Below are 23,091 nucleotides of genomic sequence, written 5' to 3'. Positions count from 1 at the left end.
GAATAAGTAAATAGCTAGCGCTTTAGCTGTAAGTTTTACAGGTACACCAGCCACATCTAATGTCTTATCCTTGGTCGAAATTTTTACTTTAATTTCTGAGCTATGAGCGCTATTCAAAGCTGATACAGTTTTTGAAAACGAATGGCTTTGCATTTGATTATAAATTGACTCATCAACCTGACGACGCATTCTTACAAACGGGATTTCAGCTAGGGTGACGTTAGCGTCCTTGGTGTTTACGACCTTTTTTTTATCTCTCCCGACGATGTACTTATCATAAGGAGTTGGGTAATAAAATTCACTCACAAACTCAAAATCATCGTCTACGAACACATGACTCAGCACGTCTTGCTCACGACCATACAAAGACATTGCGTAGCCCATGTAAAAAGCCATTGTCTTTCGTCCACCAGCAATTGAAGCATGAATCGCAACATCGTCATTGCGAGTCAACTCCTCTACTTTCTGTGTAATAAAGTCAGCCATGACGACTTGGTCTGCTTCGGCCTTTGCATCATCTAACACATTGCCTTCTTCATCAGAGATCAACCAAATATTGTCAGAACTAAACTTAATGTCTGGAAGTTGATAATCTTGTATTAACTTGTTCCAATGACCATCTTGAAACAACCCTTCTTCTAGCGTTAGCTTAGAGTTAGCGGTAGTAATCACAAATACTTCATCAGGCATTGTTTTACCTTGATGATTCAATGCAAACAGCGTTTCAGTTAGGACTTGAGGGCTTGCGCCTGTCACGGCTACCAAAATATTTTTCAAAATAGGCTCACTAAGTTATTTGGTCTTGTATGAAAAAGAAGGACTTAATAGTTATGCTATCGTCTAGATACCATAAAATTCGTCACCATCTGTTTGGTCTGTCTCCTGATTGATAATCTTTCCACAGCCTAGACAATCTGGAGTTAAGTCAGTTGGCATCATAATTATCAAACCACAGTGTGGGCATAGATCACCTTGTGTTAGCATTCACTTAGTTCCCCAAACGCTACAATGTAGCTACCGCCCCAGCCAGTATTGTGCTCTATACAAACACCATTGCGAACTTTCAGCATGCTACAAAGCTGCTCTACCGTAAGTTCAACATCAGAAATATCAAAACCAACAGCTTGAGATAATTCATTGTTGATATAAACAAACTCACCAGCTTCTAAACAAAAACCGAATAGAAACGTCGGATCTTCCTCAAGCTTATGCCAACTCTGCACGCCCTCTCCTGCAATTTGAACTCCAGAAAACGGGGCGAACAGCGGTGTCTCATCACCTTGAATTTTTACCAATTGTATCGTCATATGCGCTAAACCCTTGTTTGTTCGAACGCTATGATAAAAGTTAGATAATTCAGATTGGTATTCTTAAGCTTATGAATGCTCAAAATGAGAAACTCCCTGCGTGTTTGAGCTGAGAGTTTATAGAAAGAGTCATATTTGGGTAAAGTAGCTAAGAAGTTTACTTGCAAAACCTATAGATAAAAGACACTAATCGCACCCTTAGCCACAGTGATACTTTTGTCATATACAAACCAAAAAAGAACAAACTCATTAACAAAACATCCACCAATTGGTTACCAGTTAGCCGTACTAAGCTAATATTTAGTACAGCTATTAAGGCCGAATCAAGAGACACAACCAATACAATGCCGATAATAAGTTCAATTACAAAATTACTGCTCGATTCTGGTTCTCTCATCAATCTTTACTTTTCAAATAACGTTTAAGTGGCGGCCACACCATTACAATCGCGGTAACTAGAGTGATACTTCCAGATATAGCCCAAAAGGTTAGATTCATTTGTTCTTTTGTTAATGCCATAATTGTGGCTATAGAGCTGGCGGGGACGAGCAAAGCAGCCACAAGTGATACTAACAACAAAACCGTGTTGGATGATTCGTCTTTCTCTTGCTTCCATAACGCATGGTTATGCTCCAGCTCGACGAATGCTTTTTGTTCTATTAACTCTAAATCTGCTTGGCAGCACAGATATTGATACAATCTCTCTGCAAAAGGGTAAGTAGAGACATGAGACATTTTATACGATCGTCTAAATAGGGATATCCGTTCGTAAAGCCTCGCTCTTTTTTTGTTCGGGCTTAAAATCATCTCATCTTTAAAACGACCGAGCGTTGTTCGTTGGCAAATTACCGCGGCTAACAAATCAAGATAGTACTGGTTCGTCGCTAAGTTCCAGTTTAGTGATGATTCTCCTGGGGTTTGATCTACAAAAACAAGACGATTCAGATTAAATTGACAGCGCCAATCAGACCAGTAGTGAAATTGGTTCTCGATAAGCCTCTGTTTTTCGTTTTCAGAGAGCTTATACCTAGGGTTAGAAAAATTGATTCCTGCGCTAAGCTCACTCACACAAATAGTGTCAGATTGGTCAAAATCACTTACTTGCTTAATCCAAGAACAACTAACAAGCTCATGACCAAAAGCATCTTCTTCATAGTGGCTGTTATTGCTTAGAGGAAGGCTTAGTAAGTCACTAATGTGTTGCTTTAATCCTTTCTTTTGTTGTTCTGAATCCTCCCATAGACAAACATTATGCCTTTCCGTTCTCGGCTCCCATTGAAAAACAGTTCTATTGAGCTCAGCAATACTAGTTGCACTTAGGTTATCGCTAGATTCAAAATGCAAATAAAGCAGACTCACCTCGCCCATTTGGAGAAGCTGTAGCTTGGTAATACAGACCGAAAATTCGTGATTAAACGATTGTTGATTAGGTACCAAAGATAACAACGGGCTATCACTCAATTTAGCTTCAAACACGTAGCGACCTTGTTTCATTGGCCTTAACAAATCGGCACTAGATCGAGTATAGAAGCGTCTTATATCTTTGATCTCATGATCTTGTAAATCTTCGCTCCAATGTTTCCAATTTCCTGAGTTCACAAGTTCTAAAAATGATTTCTTTGAGATAAAGAGCGGTAAAAATCCCCACCCCTGCCATTTATACTCAGCCATTAAGCTTCAACCGCCTCTGTCTTGGGTAAATTATTACTGATCCTAGCTATAGAATAGCGCTCAGCAAGTACACGTACATGCTCTATCTCTTCCACCGATAGTGTATTTTCAATGTAAGCACTTAGCTTTGAATAAGGTCTTTCGTCTCGAGGAATTCTCATATACGAATCACATAAATCAGTGTACTCCCTTAGGCTAGATGCATCCTTTTGTAACTCTTCCTCAAGCAGACAGTAACGAATGGTCAAGCCAGATATACTTGATAGCCTACCCCAAGCTTTCAAGCCTATAGGCTTAGCAGGTAAAGCTTGAGTCCCACACATAAGGATGGCTTTCTGCCCTGACTCTAACCCTTTTGACAACCAATCGAGATTTGCTCGCGTAATATTGACAACTGGGAGACCGAACTCATCAAGTGTGACTTCTCCATCTCCAAAAGAGACCTTTTGCCTTTGATGAAACTCGTTTAAGTTACCTATGATATTTTCGTCATTTAATGCTGTAACTGTCGCCAATATTCCCTCTAAATCATATTCAACGCAGGTTTCTCCAAATGCCACAATCGCTCTTTGAGGCTTATTTTTGCCGACCAAAAAGACCCGTGTTTGAAGATAACCAGATGAGTACCCAATAATCTCGTCAAAGGATAATGCTTCGTCGGTAATACCAAGTGCTCTTTTCGAACTGACCTTTGATAAGTCTAATCCTTTAAGGTTAACTAATTGAGACTCTTCTAAGATATGGTTCGAGCTAATCGTACGTGTAAAGTCGCTAGAGCGAAGCTTATCTACCTCGGTGTAAGGTAACTTATACGCATCTTTCGGCAGCAGTTGTTCTGAAACAGCACAATAGCGATAGGCTCGCTGCACGGTGCGAATTGGGACACCGTGTTCAAGCGTCTCTTCCCCCAACGCTGTTAATTTAAACCTTCCATCAATAAAAGTAACAAAGGAACGGCCTGCCATTTCACTCAAGTGCTTTGTGACAAGTTTTTCTGCTAAACCAGTCAAAGTTACGATAGATTGAACAGAACTGATACCTTGCTCTATCAACTTGAAGATCATTAAATCTATATCACTTAACTCCTCTCTACTTCGCTCTTTTACCAATATTTTCACATTTAGAATCGGTAACAGACTATCTCGAACATAAAAGAGCGTTTCATCAGATCCGATCTGAGAATTTAGTACTTCAGCGTAACTCTTCAAGACATTGAAGTAAGGATTACTATTTGTTTTCTTTTTAGCCATTTTCACTTACCAACATTGTTTTAGAGCTAGGATTGTGTGTCGTTCTATATTTGTTTTGAACGCTTGGGCGCTTAACGACCTTTTCGTTTGGCAGAAAACGGCTCGCTTGGATTAGCGCCCCTTTCTCATAACACTGACTCTTCAGCAGCACCATCGCTCTCTTGAATTCCACATCATGAGCACTATCTCGGTCTGCACCTTTAGTCAATGTTTGAGAATCACCGATCATTACAAGCTGCTTCTTAGCTCGTGTTTGAGCAACATTAAGTCGGCGCCAATCCGCAAGGAATCCAACCTTACCTTGTCGATTCGAACGCGTGAATGTGAATATGATCAAATCTCGTTCTTGCCCCTGGAAACTATCTACAGAAGCAACCAGTTCATTTAGTGGCATCTTGAGTTCCAGTAGCTCACCACGCTTTTGTTCTCTGCGTATTGCGTTCTGGATGGCTTTCACGTGATTTGCGTAGGGAACAATAACCCCTATCTCTCGGTTCTCAGCAAGTTCTGGCATCTCCTGAATTGAAGACTTAAGAAGCTCAATAACTAGATTTGTCTCACAAACGTTATCTTGCACCACCGCTCTGCCCTCTTCTGATGTCGACTTTTCACCTTTATTTTCTAACCAAGTCGTGTCTATCCAAATCATCGGCTGTGGGCAATATGACAGTAGCGGTTTTTTCTTATCCATACCGACACCAGCAAAATAGTTGCCCTCATAAAAAGCTTCCGAGACAAAATCACTAATAATGGAAGGACAGCGGAATTGTGTATCCAGCATGATTTTTCGGTCGTCCGGAGCGGCATTCCATAGGTGCTCAAACCAACTCAGTCGATAAAGGTCTTTGTAGTCTCCGAAGTCTTTAGCTTCAACTTCTTCCAGTACTTCATCACTGACGACAGGCGGTAACTGCTTATGATCCCCTACTAATATCGCTTTATTGGCTCGGGACAAAGGGACAATCAAGTTGTGGAGTTGTATCTGACCAGACTCATCTACGATCACAACATCAAAGTCGAGTTCTCTAAATAGGGCTTTGGTATTGATACCAATACAAGTAGCACCAACCACGTTTACGTTTTCGATTAAGATTTTATACAGCGCCTGTTGACGCTCGGTTTTCAATTTATTGAACCACTGCGTGAGGTTGCTATGAATACCCGAAACTTTACGCAACAGTTCATCCAATTGAACCAGTTCTAATTTCGTTACTCTGTCCTCAGACTGCCCTGGCAGAACTACCTCATCAACTAGGGAAGTGACCTTTCTAAAGTAAGCATCAATCTGTTGATTACAGCTTTCAATAAGCTGTTGAGCTTCCTCTATAGACTTCTCTGTATTGGCAATAGAGGCCATAGTCGTTGTTCGTGATTCGCTAAGTTTTCCAGACTTTATATGAGAGCTTTCTATACGGCTATTGACTAGATTGGTCTTTTTAGTGTTTATCCATCGAGAAACAGACTTAAAAATCGGCCACTCTTTTTGCTCAATTTCTTTCAATTGAGCATTTAATCGACGAATAACATTGTCGTGAGAAAGAATATGCGATTCTATTTCAGCCAACTCTACGTGTAAGCTTTTCTGCCTATTAATATGATGGATGTGATCACTTTGAGCTTTATCTGCATTATCCATTTTCGCGATAATTTCATTTCTACTCGCAAGCAGTTCATGAATATAAGTGAGTTGAGACTCTAGGTTTTTCAGTGTCTCATCGGCTGAACTAAACATACGCGCTTGCAATTCAGCGGCTTTATTATCGAGTGTAATGTCCTCCAAGCAAGAGCTGATTTTATTTTCGTTGCCTATACGTAAACACTCAAAATCGTCTTCTTCAGCCAAACGTTCTAGAACATTGTCGACCGCTTTATTGTTTTGCGATGTCACAAGAACACGTTTACCCTGCGCCGCGAAGTACTTCACCCACTGAAGAATAACCGTGGTTTTACCTGTGCCCGGAGGCCCTAGAACCAAAGTGTAATCATTACTACCAGCACCACTATCAATCGCTTTAACTTGCGACGGTGTCGGTGGAAATTTACTTGGAGGTAATGGAACCTTAACTGGGGTAAGAGGCTCATGTTGATACACTTTAGCGGCTAAAGGTAACAACCATGGGTTTTTGGATGACTCAGACTCTAAAGAATCTACAACGGAGTTTCTTACCTTCTTTAACGTCGGTAGAGCCGCAATAGCCAAAAGCGCTTGATCTGGTATTTGTGAATTTAACGCTTGTTTCTCGATGCTAACGTGAATGATAGGTTCATTCTCTACAGGGGTGAGATCCGCCACCTCTAATAATATATCTGTTGGCTCTCGCATTTCGTCGAGCATTTCAAGCAGCGTTGGTTGTACTTCAAGTAAGCGGGAATAATCGAATTCATCCAACGTAATTTCATAGTGAAGACGGTAGGTTGTTCGCTCACTTCGAGCACTGATAGAGGTCGCATTGAAAGGCATACATTGCTGAGCCGCAATTCTTTCGAGTTCATACTCAGAGTCAATGAAACAGCGCAACACATCGACCATCTCTTGCTCTTCGTAGCAAAGCGCCTCCTCTTCTGCTTGTTCTGGTTCTAGCTCTTCGCCCTCCACATTCCATGGAGAATTGATTGCATCGAGTAACTCAGTTGCGTATAAGCCATACTTAAACCTAACATCACGAGCTTCCAATCCATTGCCAAATTCTCGGCCCGTCAGAAACTCAATGCCATCAAACTCGAGCAAAGTCCCGTGCTCCAGCATGCGCTGGCGGTCTTGGTTGTTCGCATAGTAAATCCGACTCACCCAAAGCCTAGGTTTCTCCTCACTCTTGGCAACATTAATTGTGATTTTATATTTACCAATAAGTAAGGTGACGATGACGGTATCTTTCGGCTTAAATGAAGAAGCCCAAGCTTTGTTAGTTGACTTTAGTTGGCTTATAACCGCCTCTTGACCTTCACCATTGTCAGGCCAGTTTTTATCCAGATAATTATTTTCCAAACGATACAATAGAGGAAGAACGGAACCATATTTAGCTGATTTATCTTCCGGCCAAAAAGGCACGGTTTGATTGTATACAGACATTAGGATTACCCCTTGCTATTGAGTTGCTTAGAAGCCTCTTGTAAGGCTTTGACGATAGTAAATACTTGTTTACTGCGCTTATTACAGTCGAACGTTAGCCCCTGCTGCAATGTATCATGGAGCTTTGATGGTATAGAGGTAGGCAAGTGAATGTTCATCTCATCCCAATCCGAATTATCAAAATTTGGCTGAAGTACCAATGGTTGACCCGTCAATAAATAGTGAATAAGTTGGCAGAATGAAAAAATGTCCGACGACTGAGTGAGGCTCACGTGTCTCACAAATTCTTGCTCTGGAGAGCGATAATGTGCTGTCCCTTCCTCAAGGTAACGCTTTTGGTTGGATAAACCAAAATCAATAAAACTGACTCCGGTGACATTCTGATTTTTGTCACTGTGCACAATGATATTTTCTGGTTTCAGGTCTCGATGGGTAACACGATAACGATGAAGTTCAACCAACTTCCAACCAATTTTCTCTGCCAAGCGCAGGCGTTGTGCAAACTCTCTACGATTATTTGGTGCCGTCGTTACAAACTCATTAAGAGGCTTACCTTCAACCCAGTCCATGAGAAGATAATGCTTCTTTCCCTCTTGCCAATATTGATGGCACTTAGCTGCAACACCAAACGGCAAACGGTTCAGAGCAACAATCTCATTTTTAATGGCTTTACTAGCTTTAAGATCCTCGACCTCAATCTCTTTTAACCCGTAATACAAGCCAAGCTGAGGCAATTTGACGCGATAAAAAGCACGTTTCGTCGCTTCACACTGATAGATTACCTTTTCCTTGGGGTATTGTTTGGCATAGCCATTTGTTGTCATTTCCATGTCTTTAAGACCTCTATCACTTGCTCAATTGTTGGACGGTATTTAGGTGTAACGTGAAGTATTCTCTGCCAAAACTCAGCATATTGTCCTGATAGCTCTAACTTTTGGCACAGCTGTTTCCAATACGCTGGGCGGCGCCCCTTACTCACTAATTCTTTTGTCGATTGCTCAAACGGCAGTTCCCCACTTAACGAATAAAACACGACTAATCCCAGACTAAAAATATCGGAAGAAAACGTTAAAGACTGACCAGGTTCATTTACTTCCGGCGCTTGGTACTTCTGCTCGAACGTTCTTCTAGCATTTAGGGGCAGTGTCGCAACCATTTCTTGCTGACATAACTCGAAATTTATCAACATTGGCTCGCTTCGTTCGGTGACACGAATATTTGATAAGTTAATGGCTCGATGAATAATCTCGGGGTCACCCACGCTCTGAATCTGTTGGATGGTTTCTGCTAATTCGATCAGTAGGTTGAGTTTTTCTTCTCTTGTAGGGTTCGCACTAAGCCATTGTTCAAGTGTTACAGCAGGAGCTTTTTCAACGAACACATAAAACTTGTCTTCAAGTAATTCCTTATCTTGATAGCGTTGAACCCCATCCACTCTGCTTAAGCGCTTAAGCACTAGAGCTTCTCGGCCCAAGCTCTTGAGCTCGGTTTGGCGATGTACAGCACTTAAGTGATCTAAATTAAAGCACTTCGCCCAAACCTGTTCGTTAAATAGAACGGCGTTGTAAACGGTAAAGTAATCTGTTGACTCCGACTCAACCGCTTCCAGCTCTACTTCATAATCTCCAACGGTGATGGCACCTTGATACTGTTCAACAGGAGATGCCGTCAGTTCCTGAACGAGCCGATTTATTTCCGATTCAAGCAAACGCCGTTTTGGTTTTTTACCAAATCGAGAGCGGCAGAACTTAACGAGTAGCGAAGATACCTGTTCGGTTTGCGCAACCATGACTTCCCCCATCTCCATAAAAGGAGCCGAAACTGTTTGACCATCATAAATACACTCAACATTGGCGTTACGATTCGTAAACAGTACTAAGCCAGTATTTTTTAATTCTGGCAGCAGCGCTTTTAACTCAGGTAAATCTCCAAACCTTCTTAAGGCTTCTCTGAGCTTAGTGACCGGATTCGAGAGGTAAGTGCGACCCATATCATTATCGACCAACAAGCTGTTTCGTTTGTTCGTGCACATATCAACTGCGATATTGCCGTGATGATCTTTCAATTCAAGCGGGATCACACCAAACGGATAAATAAGCAGTCCATCAAACAAACGGGATGAGTTTTCACTCAAGATCGGAGGGCAAGAGACAATTCTAAAACCTTCAAAAAGCGGTTGTGTGAAAAGTTGTGTTGCTAATTCAGCTAAGCCTCTGCGTTCATGTAAACGCTCTTCTTGAGCCCCGACAAACGGGTTGTATGGCCAGTCATTTGCTACAAAAGAGTGCGAGTTCGCCATCGGAAAGATAAGTGCAGACCAGTCTTGGTCGACAACCGCTGGAAGCAGTTTTTTTTGCAGTTGGCCACTGCTTAGAGCATCAGAGGTTAAGTTAAGCTCGCACATCATTTGGCTGCTTAAACCGTCGCTGGTTAAAATAAACTTCGAAATCCCATCATTATCAAGGGTCATGTGATGAACGATAGGCGTGACTTCACTTCCAACAACAGAAATAGGTTGTGATTCAAAGCCGCGAGATTCGGCTCTTTTAACCCCCTTCTCAACTCGATAAAGCCGAATATTTCCTACCCAAGACAATTCAAACTCTTCTGCCTTCTGAGTGATGATGCCAAATGTAGATTGAACCCCATTGTTGAAAAAGAGTTGATGCAGATCTTCTATCACTTGTTCCGCGACAAACAGCTCATTAGTTTGATTCACGGTTAACCAACTACTTAGCAGGTCTATCCCCCTAGCAACGTCGCAACCCGATACCAGGTCTGCGATAAGTGCCTGACGCCCTGATTGATGGATCCAAGTAAAATCGCCAATATTGTCTTTACCGGATACATCCTTAAACTGTAATTCCATAATATTTATCTAAGCCATTGTTTTATTATTCACCCAAACGCGTGCACATTTCTGGATGCTTGTTTTGATACTCGTCGATACACGCTTTGGTTTCTCTATATTCTTCTAAACCGCACAAACTGATGCTTAATCGATCCGACTGCAGGCCTTTTTCAGGTGCTGTTGAAAAGCCTTGCCCCGCTTTTATGGCCGCTTTATCACTGAGCAGATATCTATCGTGTATAAACCCATGTGGTACACGGATATAATTCACCAACGGTAAATCAACCATTGAAGCTTGATACTCGCGTTCAAAAACACCTGATAAATTACTGCAATCCATTGTGGTCACGATACTCACGGTGCGAACACCTGAGGATGTGGCCCTACGCAAAATAGCTTTGAGCAATGCATTACCTGGGAGTTTAAAATAGGGATCCGCAATGATTAGATCTTTTCCCACATTCAGTAGTGGAACAGTCACATCTAAGATATTGTGCTCGGTTTTATCGATCCAAAGAGTTGGAGGAATCGACCAACTCGTATCTCCATCAATGATCTGCTCATAATTGATATGTTCTGTGCCCGCTTGCTCTGACACAACGGCGTTGAATGCTCTTAGTGAGTGTTGTGATGTCATCCAATTGAGCCAATTTTCATACCTACTCTGCAGTGTTGAATCTGCTCGATCTTTTGGTAACACAATGAAAGGATTGGCTTTATCTCGCTGCAACTTATTAAGAAAATTAGTCACAGACTTTTTCTTGGTCGGCGCAATATCGGAAGCCTTAACACTTTGATACGCCTCCCTGACCCACTCTTTAGTTGGGGCTATCAAATACCGACCATTTTCAAAACCAAAGGCACTTTTAAGCAACGCATAATAGTGATATTCCGACATACAGTGAGGGTCGAGTGCTATCTCCTTGTACATTAGAAAAGCTCCTCATCTCTTTCATCAAAGAAACCACTCGGCCAACCTGTTTCTAAGTCACCATCATCGGTAAGCAGTGTTTTATGTGCCACAACTCCTGCATCAGAAGACTCTAGATAGACAATAGAGAGATCCGCTTTGCTAACTGGCGTAAAGCCACTTGGCAACGCTTGATCTGTCGTTTCTCTGATACGGCGAAGTAAACGCAGAATTAAATGCTCACTGTGAGTTTCAATTAGGTAGTGGTTTTTACTGTCTGTTTGAGTTAGCAAATCACCCAATGAAACTTGTGCTTTGGGATGTAAATGTAATTCAGGTTGCTCGCAACAAATCAGGCCACGCTTGTTAGACTCTGCCGCAACCACCAAGGGGAAAACTTGTGAAATGCCGGCACCAACGTCACTTGCTGAAACCTCAATATCATTTGAAAGGTCCCACAAGGTAACCACGTCGTGTTGATACTCTCGTGAAGAAAAATACTTATGGTTGACACCTTCGCTCGACGCTTCATCCAGTTGTCTACGTGTGAAATCACTAAACTTATCGCCATCACTGATATAGTCGATCCGCCCTTGCTCAGACTTTTCAACCAAGGCATAACCAAGATCAAGCCAATCACGGCCTGCCATCCAGCGGTTAACTCGATGAACCACCTCCATATCGGCATTGAAAATGGTGTCCCAACTCGCCTTACCCGAGTACCAATCCTTTTGAATCACCTTATCTTCAGCATCGAAAGTAGAATCAGGAATTTGTCTTAGTGGTCCAATAGCAACGCTGTCTGAAAGAACATCGTTTAGGTTGGCGAGCGATGCGACAATCACATCACTAAAAATCTCCTCGATTCTGCGAGTAATCAAGTCATGTTCGGACTCTAAGCTCGTTTCTAACCTTTTATCTAGCCTTGGTAGTGCACCTGATCGAGATTGAAAGTGAAATGGAGCGTGAACAAACCTTCGTTGACTATTCGGTAACAATACATCTATCGGGGTAGAGGTTGCTGCTTCTAAAACATGGTGATGAAATTCACCGCAGGAGCCATCTTCCCGATAAGCCATTTCTGTGTCATCTTCGTCATCCGTTTTAAATAAAGGATGAAGATAGTTAACTCGGCTCACTTCAGCGTTGTCGTTCGGCTTGGTGTTCTTCACTTCCAGAATGAACTCGTTGTCTAACCACACAGATTGGCGGTAGACAAACGCTGTTTTTTCAGCGTGAGACCACTTGATTTCAAACTCAATCGCGATCTCGTCGGCCCATTCACTAGGGCTACTCATATTGAGTAAAGGTTCAGATACGGACTCACCTAACTGAGCCGCTTTTTGAAGTAAACCCTCAATAAACCAAGTGCTATCATCGAAGCTGTGTCCTGCCTGATTTTTTGGTTTCTGGTACTCAACCTTGATCACCATGGTTTTAGAGAGATCTTTACCGTTAATAAGGTTCTTAAAGCCGCCAACGTATTTATTACCGAGCGCTTCAATTCGCTGAGGGTCACATTGCCCCTTATTAATTACATGCTGTAAGTAGAACAGAGCCATAAGGACACTGCTCTTACCGACACTATTTGGGCCGAACAATAAGGTGACTGGTGCAAACTCGATAGTTTGTGTTTGCTGGAATGAGCGGAAATTGGTTAGAGATAGCTTGGTGATATTCATTTTCAGCGGTAATCATTAACTTTAAGTGGTTATGCTGATACAAATCAGCGAGTTAACTCATACTATTATCATCAAATTGCATATATTTATAGAGTTGACATCACATATACAAATTAAAAATTGAGTCAATACTATTAGTGAAGGATGGACTGCAAATCTCAACATTGATAACAACACAAAATGGTTGGGTTGCTATTGTTTAGACATAAGGATGATTTGAACATCTAGTTTTCTAACATGCCGAGTGATGAGGTTCCTCATGAAATATGTCTTAGCTATTCTTTTTCCTGCCATCGGCCTCATGATTGGTTCGCTGGCCATACCTTTCGGGATCTTCATCGGAGTGTTTAGCTACTTTTTCGTCTCTCACATGACTGAGACAAACGACTTCCCCCCTATGGCTTCAACTTCCGATTCAGCTTCAGACAGTGAACATTCAGACACCACGCCCGATAACGACCAAGATGATCTGTTTGAATCCGACACTATTGAAAGCACTTTGTTTTCAGAAGACACCACAACGTTCGATGACAATTCGATTAACCCTGCAAACGGGTTACCTATGGTAGGTGGCATAGGAGGTGTGGATGTGGAAGGCAATCCATTCGGCATAGATTCATCAGATAGCTTTGATAGTACTAGCCTCTTTGACGACTCGATCAGTTCACTGAGTGACGATAGCATGAACAACAGTTTGTTCGACGACAGTACAAACAGTTGTTTCGATGACACTAGCCTATTTGACGATGACAGTTTTGGCTGCAGCAGTTCAAGTTTTGATGACCCGTTTTCGTAACTGAACCTTTGAATAATTTAAGGGGTTGAGCGGAATAGATATTAAAGGATGGCCATTGTTGTTGATAGCAATGCTGAAGAACCTCAGCATTGCTAATTTTAGAGTTTATTTAAGGCTTGGTTTAAAGTTCGCTAGAGAATGCTCTTTGGGAAAGCGAGCTAAACAATGTTGCTAAGCGATCTTCGTTTTCTATTTTTCTCTTTAACTTACTAATACCGGAAACGACACCTTCATATTTGGTTTGCAGATCAATGGGAGGAACTAAAATCTCTATATTTTCGAGGTTTTTTTGGCTTATACCCTTAATCGTTGCACCTGTTACGAACTTTCTAATTTTGTGTTCTTTCACTATTTCATTCGAAAGATAACCAAATAAGTACAACTTATTTAGAACATCACTATTAGGTGTAAGTCTTATCAGTGAACTTTCGAATAATAGAGGTTCTTTGTCGTCTATAATCAACGAAGGCTTAGCCGCCCCTTCATAATTCAAAGAACGACGTGAGATAAGAATATCATCTGTTGTAACTTTATATTTTTGAATTTCTTTGTCATTCGCAATGACTCGTTTCATTTTTCCTCTAGGAATATAATCATAAAACGCATCCCCCATATGAACCATTTCAACGCCATCACCCGAATACATATCTTTCGGGAAATATGCTCCGTTTTGTAACTTACCTTTTGTAAGTTCAAACAGAGACTTAACCTCCCACCCTTTCGGATTAGTAACCGGATCACCAAACATATCCAAAAAGACGCTGCGTAGGAACTCATCTGCTAGGTCGATGGCTTGCTTGCGCTTTTGGCGGATGGCATCAGCTTTATCCAAAATGGCTGCAATGCGTTTTTGTTCGCCTAGTGGTGGGAGTGGGATTTGAACTTTAGTTAAACCCTGACCAGTTATTTGTGGCTGAGCTGAGCCTGAAATGACATCTTTAAATCCCCTACTTTTAAAAAAGTAGTACAGATATCTTATATCAACTTTATCATGGTCAAGGCTATCTAAAGCCATTGCATTTCCGTTAATGTATGACTTTGGCTTGGATATATGGACGTTACCACAAGTTGCTCCACGACAAGTAATCATTAAAGTAGGCAGCTCGTGGGTATATTCATCATAAAAACCAATGATACCGTTAGCACCGTAAACAGGAAAACCTTCATCTAAAAGTTTACTAGATGCTATTGTTTTCCATTGTTTTGGTCGACAAACATCATGTAATGGTACTAAGCTCCAACTCATAGCATCCCCTCCAACTCATTCAAGTCAGCCAGAATCTCATTCTCAAGCGCTTTCAGCTTAGCAAGAATCACCTTAGGGTCCTCATACACTTCTTCCTCATACACCACTTCTTTGTAGCGGTTGATAGAAAGGTCATACTTTTGCGCTTTAATGTCTTCAGCTGAAACCATAAAGGCTTTCTGCGTTTTATCACCAAACTCTTCTTTCAATGTCGCTGTATCATTCGCTTCGTATAGCTCGCTATAACGCTTCCATTTCGCGAGAGCTTCTGGAATATCATTATCTTTGATTGGGTTACGCTTATCATCTAGTGAATAGCCGTCTGCCTGCATGTCATAAAACATAACATTGTCGGTGCTGCCGCCTTTGGTGAAGATAAGAATTCCAGTAGATACCCCAGCATACGGCTTAAATACACCGCTAGGTAGTGAGATCATTGCCTCTAATTGGTTGTTTTCAATCAGTTCTTGACGTAAGTCTTTGTGTGCCTTTGAACTGCCAAACAAGACGCCATCAGGCACGATGGTTGCGCTGCGGCCGCCTAGCTTAAGCATGCGCAGGATTAACGCCACAAATAGCAGCTCGGTTTTCTTGGTTTTCACCATTGAAAGCACTTGCGGATTTACCGACTGCTCATCTAGGCTGCCTTTAAACGGTGGGTTAGCTAGAATTTTGTCGAAGAAGTTCTCTTCTTGAGCCTTACCTGAAAAATTCTTATTCAAGCTGTCTTGGTATGTGATGTTGGCAGAGCTTACCCCGTGTAGCAGCATGTTCATTGCTGAGACGCGTAGCATGGTGGTGTCGAAGTCAAAACCCCAGAACATTTTATTATTAATGTGGTCTTGGTATTCGTGCAACATATCACCGGTGTAAACGTTGTTGCCGTCTTCATCCTGGTAAATGCTTTCTGGGCTAGTGTGAGTACGCGTTAGGTATTCCATTGCGCGAGAAAGGAAGCCCGCTGTACCACACGCAGGGTCACAAATCACATCTGTTGGTTGCACATCCAGCATTTCAACCATCATATCGATGATATGACGAGGCGTACGGAATTGTCCGTTAATGCCAGCAGAAGAGAGCTTACTCAGTAGATATTCGTAGATATCACCTTTAACATCACTCTGCTCGAGCGGAAGCTTATCAACCATTTCAACCGCAGATAGCAGTACCGATTCACTACGGATCTCCACATCAGCATCAGCCATAAACTGCGCAATATCTGAACCATTAAGCTCGATATCAGAAAAGTGAGGAAAAACGTTGTTACGCAGGTGAGGAAGCAGTTCTGCACCCGACATGTTTTTGAAGTTTTGCCAACGCAGTAACTGACCTTCAGGCGTTTCCGGAAACTGGCGATTAAACGGTTTACCTGTACGTTTAGCCTTTTTCTCTGCCGTGGTTTCTTGCATATCTAACATACGAGAGAACATTAGGTAACTGATCTGTTCAATTACCACTAGCGGGTTGGTTACCCCACCTGTCCAAAACTTTTCCCACAGACCATCGATATCGTTACGTAATTGACCAGTTAGCATAATGCGCTCTTCTTTTAGTGGCTGTTAACTTTGCAAACGACAAAGTTAAGAGGTGTAGATTATGAGATTTTATAATGAATAAGGGAGTTCGTAACCTTACAAACTCCCTTTTCGGTGTTTTGAATGACCGTTTGGTTAATGTGGCATCAAAAATGGCTGCATTAACGCTTCAAGCTCGTCCGCTTTTGAATCGGTGAAGATATCTAAGCCTTCGCCATCGGTTAGGCGCTCAAACGGCCCCTCGTATAAATCTGCGACTTTGATACGCCCGTTCTGACAAATAAAGCGTTTCAATTGATTCAAAAACTGCACTTGCTTGTAGCTAAGTTGGTTATTTTGAATGAAATCGGTAAAGCGTTGATTGACGAGATCGGCGTCTAAACCCACTAGCTGAACCAACGTTTGGCTCAGCTCTTCTGAAGTTCTTCCATAAAAAGCGTTCAAAGCATTCGCATCAACACCGGGGTGCTGCGTTAAAATTGTTGAAGTCAGTGATTTTAGTTCATCTTCTGTCACTGCTTGGTTGTTATGAATCTTCTGTAATACAGGATTATCAGCGAGCATTTTATCGAGAATATCTTTCAAACGCTTACGGTAAACCATGGCTTCTGTTTCATCACCGATAATCACCACACGGTCAGTTTCACGAACCTCGCCATCTTGCGCTGTGGTTGTCTGAATATTCTCATAGGGAGACAGTTCTTTCTTTTTGAACTTCATAATCCCACGCAGTTTAGTGCGTGTGTTTTCAAGCTGCTCTAGCGTAATGTCTTGCCAGTATTTCTGGGTTTGCACTCTTGCGATTTCATCGCCTTGTTTGCGCACTTCTGTAATGGTCACTGCTAGGTTTTGTAAGCGAGAGATGTAATCCGCTTTTAGGTTTTCGATCTCACTACTGCCTGATAACTGAGCACTTTGAATTTGTGAGGTTAAGCGATCCAGCATTGAGGCATCTTTGTCTTTTAGTGTGCGATTTCCCATCAGAGGCGCGATTGTAGTTTCCAGTAAATGCCTAGTGGAACCATTCATTTGGAGTAACTGATCAGTTTCTTGGAGCTGTTTTACGTTTCTCAGCTCACGGCGAACGGCAATTGCGCCTTCGGGTAGGTCACAAATATCCGCTTTCATCTGCGCGCAAGCGAGCTCAAAGGCTTTAACGTCGGCACGCTTTTGAGCTTCATCGGCAAGTTGTAAGCGTGCTTCAAAGACGGTTTGCAGCAGTGAACGGCTAACGCCAGTGTCTGCTTCTACATACTCTTCTTCAAAATATTCAAAGTTGCCATAGTGGTCGAAAATCAAGAACTCTTCTTTGTCTTTATCGGGCCCAAACAGATCTGGACAAAGTCTTGTACCACGCCCAATCATCTGCCAGAACTTCACCCAAGATTTCACAGGGCGTGCAAACACAAGGTTGACCACTTCTGGAACATCGATACCGGTGTCCATCATGTCTACTGAAATAGCGATACGGAAATCGTTATCTGGCTTTTTAAACTCGTCAATTCGAGCTTCTGGTCGATCAACGGCATTGTGGATCACCTTACACACTTTACTGCCGTATTGTGGATACAGATCTTCACAGAAGAGTTTCTCAAGTTGTTCAGCATGCGCTTGGTTTTGCGCAAAGATGATGGTTTTCCCCACTAGCGACTTAGTGGCATCTTTAATGCCATTTTCCATCAAGTTCTCTAGGATGGCACTGTCGGTTTCGACACTGAAAATCTTCTTGCCAATGTCTTTGCCTTTAATGGTGGTATTTTGCGCCTCTTCTTCTCCGAGATCTTCTTCAAGCTGCGCTTGTTGTTCTGGAGTGAGTTTGCTGTAGTGGATACCATCACGTAAGAATTCGGTAGTGAACTCTTTTACTCTGAATGGATTTAGGAAACGTGGCTCATGCGAGATCGCTTCTGCTAGGTCGAAGTTAAAGGTTGGGTCGCCATTTTCACATCCAAACAAGTCATAAGTGTTACGCGCAATGAACTTGACTGGTGTTGCAGTTAAACCTACCTGCATTGCATCAAAGTAGTCGAAAATGTCACGATAGCGGTTATAGATACTACGGTGTGATTCATCGGCAATGATCAAATCAAAGAAGCCTACATCCAATTGTGAGAATCGGTTCATCATACCTGGGTAAGTCGAGACGAATACACGAGCTGACTGGTCGACTTGGTTTTTCTCCCCGATGACACAACGCGGTTCACTTGGTAAAAAGTCTTTAAACGCTCCATCGGCTTGACGGCGCAACTCTTTACGGTCACACAAGAATAGTACGCGCTTAACCCAGCGAGAACGAAGTAGCAACTCAACTAATGCAATGGATACACGAGTTTTACCCGTTCCTGTTGCTTGAACAATCAGTGCCTTACGGCGCTGATTTTGGAATTGGTTGGTCACCGATTTGATCGCCTCAATCTGATAAGGTCGACCTGCGATGTCTGCGCTAGGGTTGAGTTGTTCTAAATTTGGATCTTTATGTAAATGCTGGTATTGCAAAAACTTCAGGCTATCTTTGGAATAGAAGCCAAACACCTGACGATAGGTGTTGTATTGCTTGGTATCCCAAATACAAATCTCATAGCCATTGGTATAAAACACAATCGGCTCTGGACAGTTATGTTGCTTTGCTAGACCTTCAGCATAATAGCGAGCTTGCTCCCTGCCTTTTTGCATATGTTCACGCGAACGTTTCGCTTCGACAACGGCAAGTGGCGTACCGTCGTCGTCCCAAAGAACATAATCAACATACCCTACTCCGGAGTTTGTCGGTTGGTGTTCGACTTCAACTTCAATGCCTACTTTTTCTGGATCGTTAATATCCCAACCAGCCTGAGCCAGTAATGTATCAATTAACAACTGGCGAGTTTTATTTTCATCCCATTGAAGGCTGTTCGCCGTTTGTTGACTACGCGATTTCGCCTGTGCTTTTGCTTGCTTCAGTTGTTCAGCCGTTAATTCGGCCTGACTTTCTGCTGCTTGTCGCTTCTGGCGCTCGCGCTCTAATTCATCAAACAGCGCTTGTTGCTTCTGTTCGTTCTCTTCAATGACTTTATCAAGTTGCTTTTGCGTTAAAGAATTTGAGGTTGGTGCCTCTGGATATACAAGCTCCTTGAGCTCGGACACTTGAAAGCCGTAATAGTTAATCGCGAGGTATTGAGATAAAGAGTGAGCAGTACCCAGTGCCGCATAAGCTTTACGCGTAGAACCGTCACCACCATGTGCAGTGTCATTCCCTTCTACTCGCAAGAAATGAAGCTGATCTCGAAGGCGTGATTCAGTGACATCAATAAAAGCATCGTTCTTTAGCAGTTCCATAAAGCTTGCCTGCGGAAGCCTTGCTAAACCATCAATGGCATAAATCTCTTTGGTGACTTCTTCGGCAAAGCCACGCAATCGCGTAATCGCGCTGCCAGGGTCTAAATGTAGGATCTGCTCAGCGAGGTATCCTAAATTTGCCAGTTTTTCGTTATGTTCACGAATGAGTTCGAAGTTTAAAGAAGTCGCCATAAGCCATTGATACTCCAAATTTGAATTGCATACCTTATATCAAATAATTGCTCTTATTACGATGACCGTGTATGCAATTGAGTTATATATTTCCTCTGAAACAATGCATAACATTTTATGCAGCAAAAGTCGGAAATAGTGCCAGTTATTTGTAAGTCTTTACACGAGTGGAGTTCGCTCCACATCAAGCGAATCATCTAGAGTTAGAGCAAAGTAAGTGTTTGAAGATAGTCTTCATTGACGATAGATATTCTAATTGAAGCGCGTAAATGATAGCGACTTATAAGCTTACATCTCATACCAATATAGCCATTCAACGAAGCTATTAAATGTCATCTCTTTGTGTCTAATAGAACCATCATCTAGCACTTTAATATTTTCTTCAATGCAGCCATTGCACTTCACAATGATAGTCTTGCCTCTTAGGGTCGCTTCATAGCTTTTCTTACCTGTAACGAGACATTCGTCATTGTTAAAATGTGCGATAATTCGTTGAACTATTTCATTTTCCATCATTTTACTCCCTTAATTCAGAATTGAGCGTAAGCCGTCAACACTCAGAGGATTTGTTCCTCGATGTAAAATTGAATGGCAGTTTGAACAGACTGGGATTAAGTCTTTAACTGGATCTACCTTGTAGCTTTTAGCGATGGTATTAAGGGGTTTGATATGATGAACTTCAATGAACCCCGACCCATGAGGTCCGTACTTTTTCGCAAAGTCGAAACTGCAAATCTGGCATCTTGTACCGTAATATTCGATACATGCTTTTCTTGCCTTTGGATCCCTTTCATATTTATTAACAGTGACTTGTTTAACAGCTCCTTCAACATACTCCTGTGGCTCTTGTGTATTGATTTCACCACTGATCGAAGAATCATCAGCTTGTTTAAGACCCCAATAAATTTTATCAACCTGATTCTGTGCGCTGACATCTGTTAACTTACCTAAACCTTCCGGTGTAATTTCTCGCACAATGATGTAGTAGCCTGAATCCGGGTTCCCCCCATTAGGGTTAAGACCAATCATTTCTACTGGTGTACCAGCGTACGTTTCAAATTTGTGCCCAATAGAAAAATTGTACTCAAACAGATCACCATCATTGTCTCTAACCACGTTGAGCGTTCGATTATTAACTTCGGTAAATGTGTAGGTTGGTTTCTGGCCATGTTTACTGGCTTTTCTTGTATATTTAGTCATTTAGAACTCATCGGTTTGGAGTAACTGTAAAAATATCGAATAATTATCAGAACAAACTATCAAAATCGCCTTCACTTTGTTGTGATAATAGCTCTGACCATTTTTCTACCAATTTGTACGCTGTTTTTGTGCAGTAATCTGCGCCATCTTCTCGCTCAACACCAATAACATTCTGCTCAGTTAACAGTAAATAAGCCGCGAGTTGCTGAAGATTGCCTGTTTGTGCCAACCGATTAACATCAGGCTCGTATTGCGAATACTCATCCGCCAAATCTTCATCCACCTCATCAGGGTCATAAACCCCAATTGGGTCCCATTCGGTTAGCAGCACTTCACTCACTGTTTGAGAAAAGCCATTGTCAGCTTTTGCTGCCGGTAGCGTGGCTAACATCGCGTTTAGCAGTTGAGTAATACCGTTGCTAACCACCTCAGCACAGTTCAGTTCATTCGCATACGCAAAGCCATGCGATCCGATTAACTCGTTGGGTGACTCGTCCCAACCGGGCAGATAAGCGTGATAGCCCACCAATGGGTTCTCTTCCTTCGCGGCGTTATAATCAACGCACACGACACTCTCGCTCACAGGTTGCGGAAACGGTGTCAGGGGGAGTGTGTAGTGGCCGACGATGACAGGAAACAAAGGTGGCGTGTTGTAAGCCATTGCACCACACTCAACGGGCGTATCGGGGATGGATGTTTTTTGAGCAGCTGGAACCACCGCCAATTCTCGATAGCTATCTACTGCGTACTCGTCTTTCCACCAAGCAACACGAATGTCGTTACGCTCAATGCCATTCTTATCTGCAAAGCTAATGCCTTGTGGCAAATGTGCTTCTGGCCCTTTAAGCAGAGTTTCAATTAGACCAAACAGTTCGTGATTACGATTAAAAGCCTCTTCCCAATGTTCTGATTTTAGTGAACGGTCTGGATTAAGGTACTGCTCTAAGCGTGCGATGCTCTCTTCGTGCCAGCAGGCATGAATAGCACGAATATCGCCACAATTAAGATACAAAGGCAGGGTCATAAACCACTCGACCCAATGTTGATGTAATGGCGAGTCTTCACCAACCTGCGCGAGAAAATGCGCGTGTTGTTTTTGATTGCCTGCTTTACTGCGATCGCGAAGGTGCTTTCCGTCAGCGCCCTTTAGGTACCAACCCACCGCATTAAACTCGTGGTTGCCTAGTAAGCAAAGCGCTTGTTTATTGTCGACTAAGTTTTTAACCGTATTCAGCGTCGCGATATGATCGGTTGCTGAATTTGGGCTGTTATCAACTAAATCCCCAATGAAGACAATGGTGGTATTAGAGTCATCACTCTGTTCTGGTAGCCCTTGGCTGTCGAGCAAAGTGGTTAATTTATCTTGCTGAGCATGAAGATCGCCAATAAAAAACACGCTTTCCAAATGATGCTGTTGCTTAAACTGTAACCCTTGCTCTAGCTGCAGACAGCGCTGCTCAAGCATTGGCCGCATCACCTCTTGCCAATAACGTATATCAAGTAGCCCACCCGACATACCACCTTGATTAAGAGACTCGATATAGATGTCATTGCTGTCGTTTGCTCGCCATCCGACTAGTCCTGCTTCACTCGATGCAAGCCTTGCTTGCTCAAGTAGTGTCACAACGTAATCATCCACCCATTTAAGTAAGCCTACGGTGGTGTAGCGGTCGCTATTGGCGATTAACTCGACGGGTAAGATGGACCATAATGCGCTGTTACCACGCAGGCCGTATTGGTTTAATTCACTGAACAGAGTGGTAATATATTTGCTTTCAATTGAGGCCAATGAGTGCTCCTACTGCTGACGCTGTTTATTGATGATTATCGAATGGTGAGTGGGTTATTGAATCGCCCGCTGGCTATTGGGCGATTTTATCCTCGCAATATTGCCAACTCGTGACTCCTCGCTATGTAGCGTTTATATCGGTACTGCTGCATAAGATTCATGAAGGTTCCTTGTCACGATTTATTGTACTGCTACGATATACGATATTACGTTTTGATTATGTGACCCGTTTACCTAAAATAAAATGTGTGGGATATTGGTAAGCTTACAAAAAACA

The 23,091-nt window shown here is 42.4% G+C and carries 16 protein-coding genes; 1 reads left to right on the top strand and 15 read right to left on the bottom strand.

Translation table 11 applies throughout. The annotated features are described in order from the left end of the window. The 9 genes from csm6 to AB4517_RS17250 form a co-directional block, all read right to left on the bottom strand. Positions 1–777, bottom strand: a 777-nt coding sequence (csm6, locus tag AB4517_RS17290; protein WP_372148936.1) for a CRISPR-associated ring nuclease Csm6, incomplete at its 3' end; no start/stop codon positions are given. 200 nt (positions 778–977) lie between these two features. After that, on the bottom strand, positions 978–1,307 hold the full coding sequence (locus tag AB4517_RS17285) for a hypothetical protein (protein ID WP_372148934.1): 330 nt from the start codon (positions 1,305–1,307) through the stop codon (positions 978–980). A 396-nt stretch (positions 1,308–1,703) separates the two neighbouring features. After that, entirely contained in the window at positions 1,704–2,978 is a 1,275-nt protein-coding gene (locus AB4517_RS17280; RefSeq protein WP_372148931.1) for a hypothetical protein, read from the bottom strand. Further along, positions 2,978–4,228 carry a hypothetical protein gene (locus AB4517_RS17275; protein ID WP_210464374.1) on the bottom strand — a complete coding sequence of 417 codons (1,251 nt, stop codon included), beginning with the start codon at positions 4,226–4,228 and terminating at the stop codon, positions 2,978–2,980. The genes AB4517_RS17280 and AB4517_RS17275 overlap by 1 nt, the downstream gene beginning before the upstream one ends. After that, positions 4,221–7,298: a DEAD/DEAH box helicase gene (locus tag AB4517_RS17270; protein ID WP_372148928.1), complete on the bottom strand. Its 3,078-nt coding sequence runs from the start codon at positions 7,296–7,298 to the stop codon at positions 4,221–4,223. The genes AB4517_RS17275 and AB4517_RS17270 overlap by 8 nt, the downstream gene beginning before the upstream one ends. Positions 7,299–7,303: 5 nt before the next feature. Further along, positions 7,304–8,128, bottom strand: a complete 825-nt coding sequence (locus tag AB4517_RS17265; RefSeq protein WP_372124831.1) for a serine/threonine protein kinase — start codon at positions 8,126–8,128, stop codon at positions 7,304–7,306. After that, positions 8,119–10,167, bottom strand: a complete 2,049-nt coding sequence (locus tag AB4517_RS17260; RefSeq protein WP_372148925.1) for a protein kinase family protein — start codon at positions 10,165–10,167, stop codon at positions 8,119–8,121. Before AB4517_RS17260 ends, AB4517_RS17265 begins: the two co-directional genes overlap by 10 nt. A 25-nt stretch (positions 10,168–10,192) precedes the next feature. Next, on the bottom strand, positions 10,193–11,047 hold the full coding sequence (locus AB4517_RS17255; protein ID WP_372148922.1) for a hypothetical protein: 855 nt from the start codon (positions 11,045–11,047) through the stop codon (positions 10,193–10,195). Positions 11,048–11,079: 32 nt separating this feature from the next. Then, positions 11,080–12,741 carry a DUF3696 domain-containing protein gene (locus AB4517_RS17250; RefSeq protein WP_372148920.1) on the bottom strand — a complete coding sequence of 554 codons (1,662 nt, stop codon included), beginning with the start codon at positions 12,739–12,741 and terminating at the stop codon, positions 11,080–11,082. A 370-nt stretch (positions 12,742–13,111) separates the two neighbouring features. On the opposite strand from AB4517_RS17250, the gene AB4517_RS17245 reads away from it, so the two are divergent. Further along, positions 13,112–13,537 carry a hypothetical protein gene (locus AB4517_RS17245; RefSeq protein ID WP_372148917.1) on the top strand — a complete coding sequence of 142 codons (426 nt, stop codon included), beginning with the start codon at positions 13,112–13,114 and terminating at the stop codon, positions 13,535–13,537. A 121-nt stretch (positions 13,538–13,658) separates the two neighbouring features. Here the strand turns inward: AB4517_RS17245 and AB4517_RS17240 are convergent, their stop codons facing one another. From AB4517_RS17240 to AB4517_RS17215, 6 genes are all read right to left on the bottom strand, one after another. Then, complete coding sequence (locus AB4517_RS17240) at positions 13,659–14,783, bottom strand: restriction endonuclease subunit S (RefSeq protein ID WP_372148914.1); 1,125 nt, start codon at positions 14,781–14,783, stop codon at positions 13,659–13,661. Beyond that, positions 14,780–16,318 (bottom strand): N-6 DNA methylase, encoded by a 1,539-nt coding sequence (locus AB4517_RS17235; RefSeq protein WP_372148911.1) that lies wholly within the window; start codon positions 16,316–16,318, stop codon positions 14,780–14,782. Before AB4517_RS17235 ends, AB4517_RS17240 begins: the two co-directional genes overlap by 4 nt. 135 nt (positions 16,319–16,453) lie before the next feature. Next, positions 16,454–19,825 carry a DEAD/DEAH box helicase family protein gene (locus AB4517_RS17230; protein ID WP_372148908.1) on the bottom strand — a complete coding sequence of 1,124 codons (3,372 nt, stop codon included), beginning with the start codon at positions 19,823–19,825 and terminating at the stop codon, positions 16,454–16,456. Between the two features lie 288 nt (positions 19,826–20,113). After that, complete coding sequence (locus tag AB4517_RS17225; RefSeq protein ID WP_133151372.1) at positions 20,114–20,341, bottom strand: hypothetical protein; 228 nt, start codon at positions 20,339–20,341, stop codon at positions 20,114–20,116. Between the two features lie 9 nt (positions 20,342–20,350). Continuing rightward, complete coding sequence (locus tag AB4517_RS17220; RefSeq protein WP_017072273.1) at positions 20,351–21,025, bottom strand: HNH endonuclease; 675 nt, start codon at positions 21,023–21,025, stop codon at positions 20,351–20,353. A 46-nt stretch (positions 21,026–21,071) separates the two neighbouring features. Next, on the bottom strand, positions 21,072–22,814 hold the full coding sequence (locus AB4517_RS17215) for a metallophosphoesterase (RefSeq protein ID WP_372148906.1): 1,743 nt from the start codon (positions 22,812–22,814) through the stop codon (positions 21,072–21,074). Between the last annotated feature and the right edge of the window lie 277 nt (positions 22,815–23,091).

Origin of the sequence: Vibrio sp. 10N.222.52.C3, assembly GCF_041474195.1 — a bacterium.
Lineage (GTDB): Bacteria > Pseudomonadota > Gammaproteobacteria > Enterobacterales > Vibrionaceae > Vibrio > Vibrio crassostreae_C.
The sequence above is the reverse complement of the archived record's forward strand: the minus strand, read 5'-3'. Positions and strand labels throughout refer to the sequence as shown.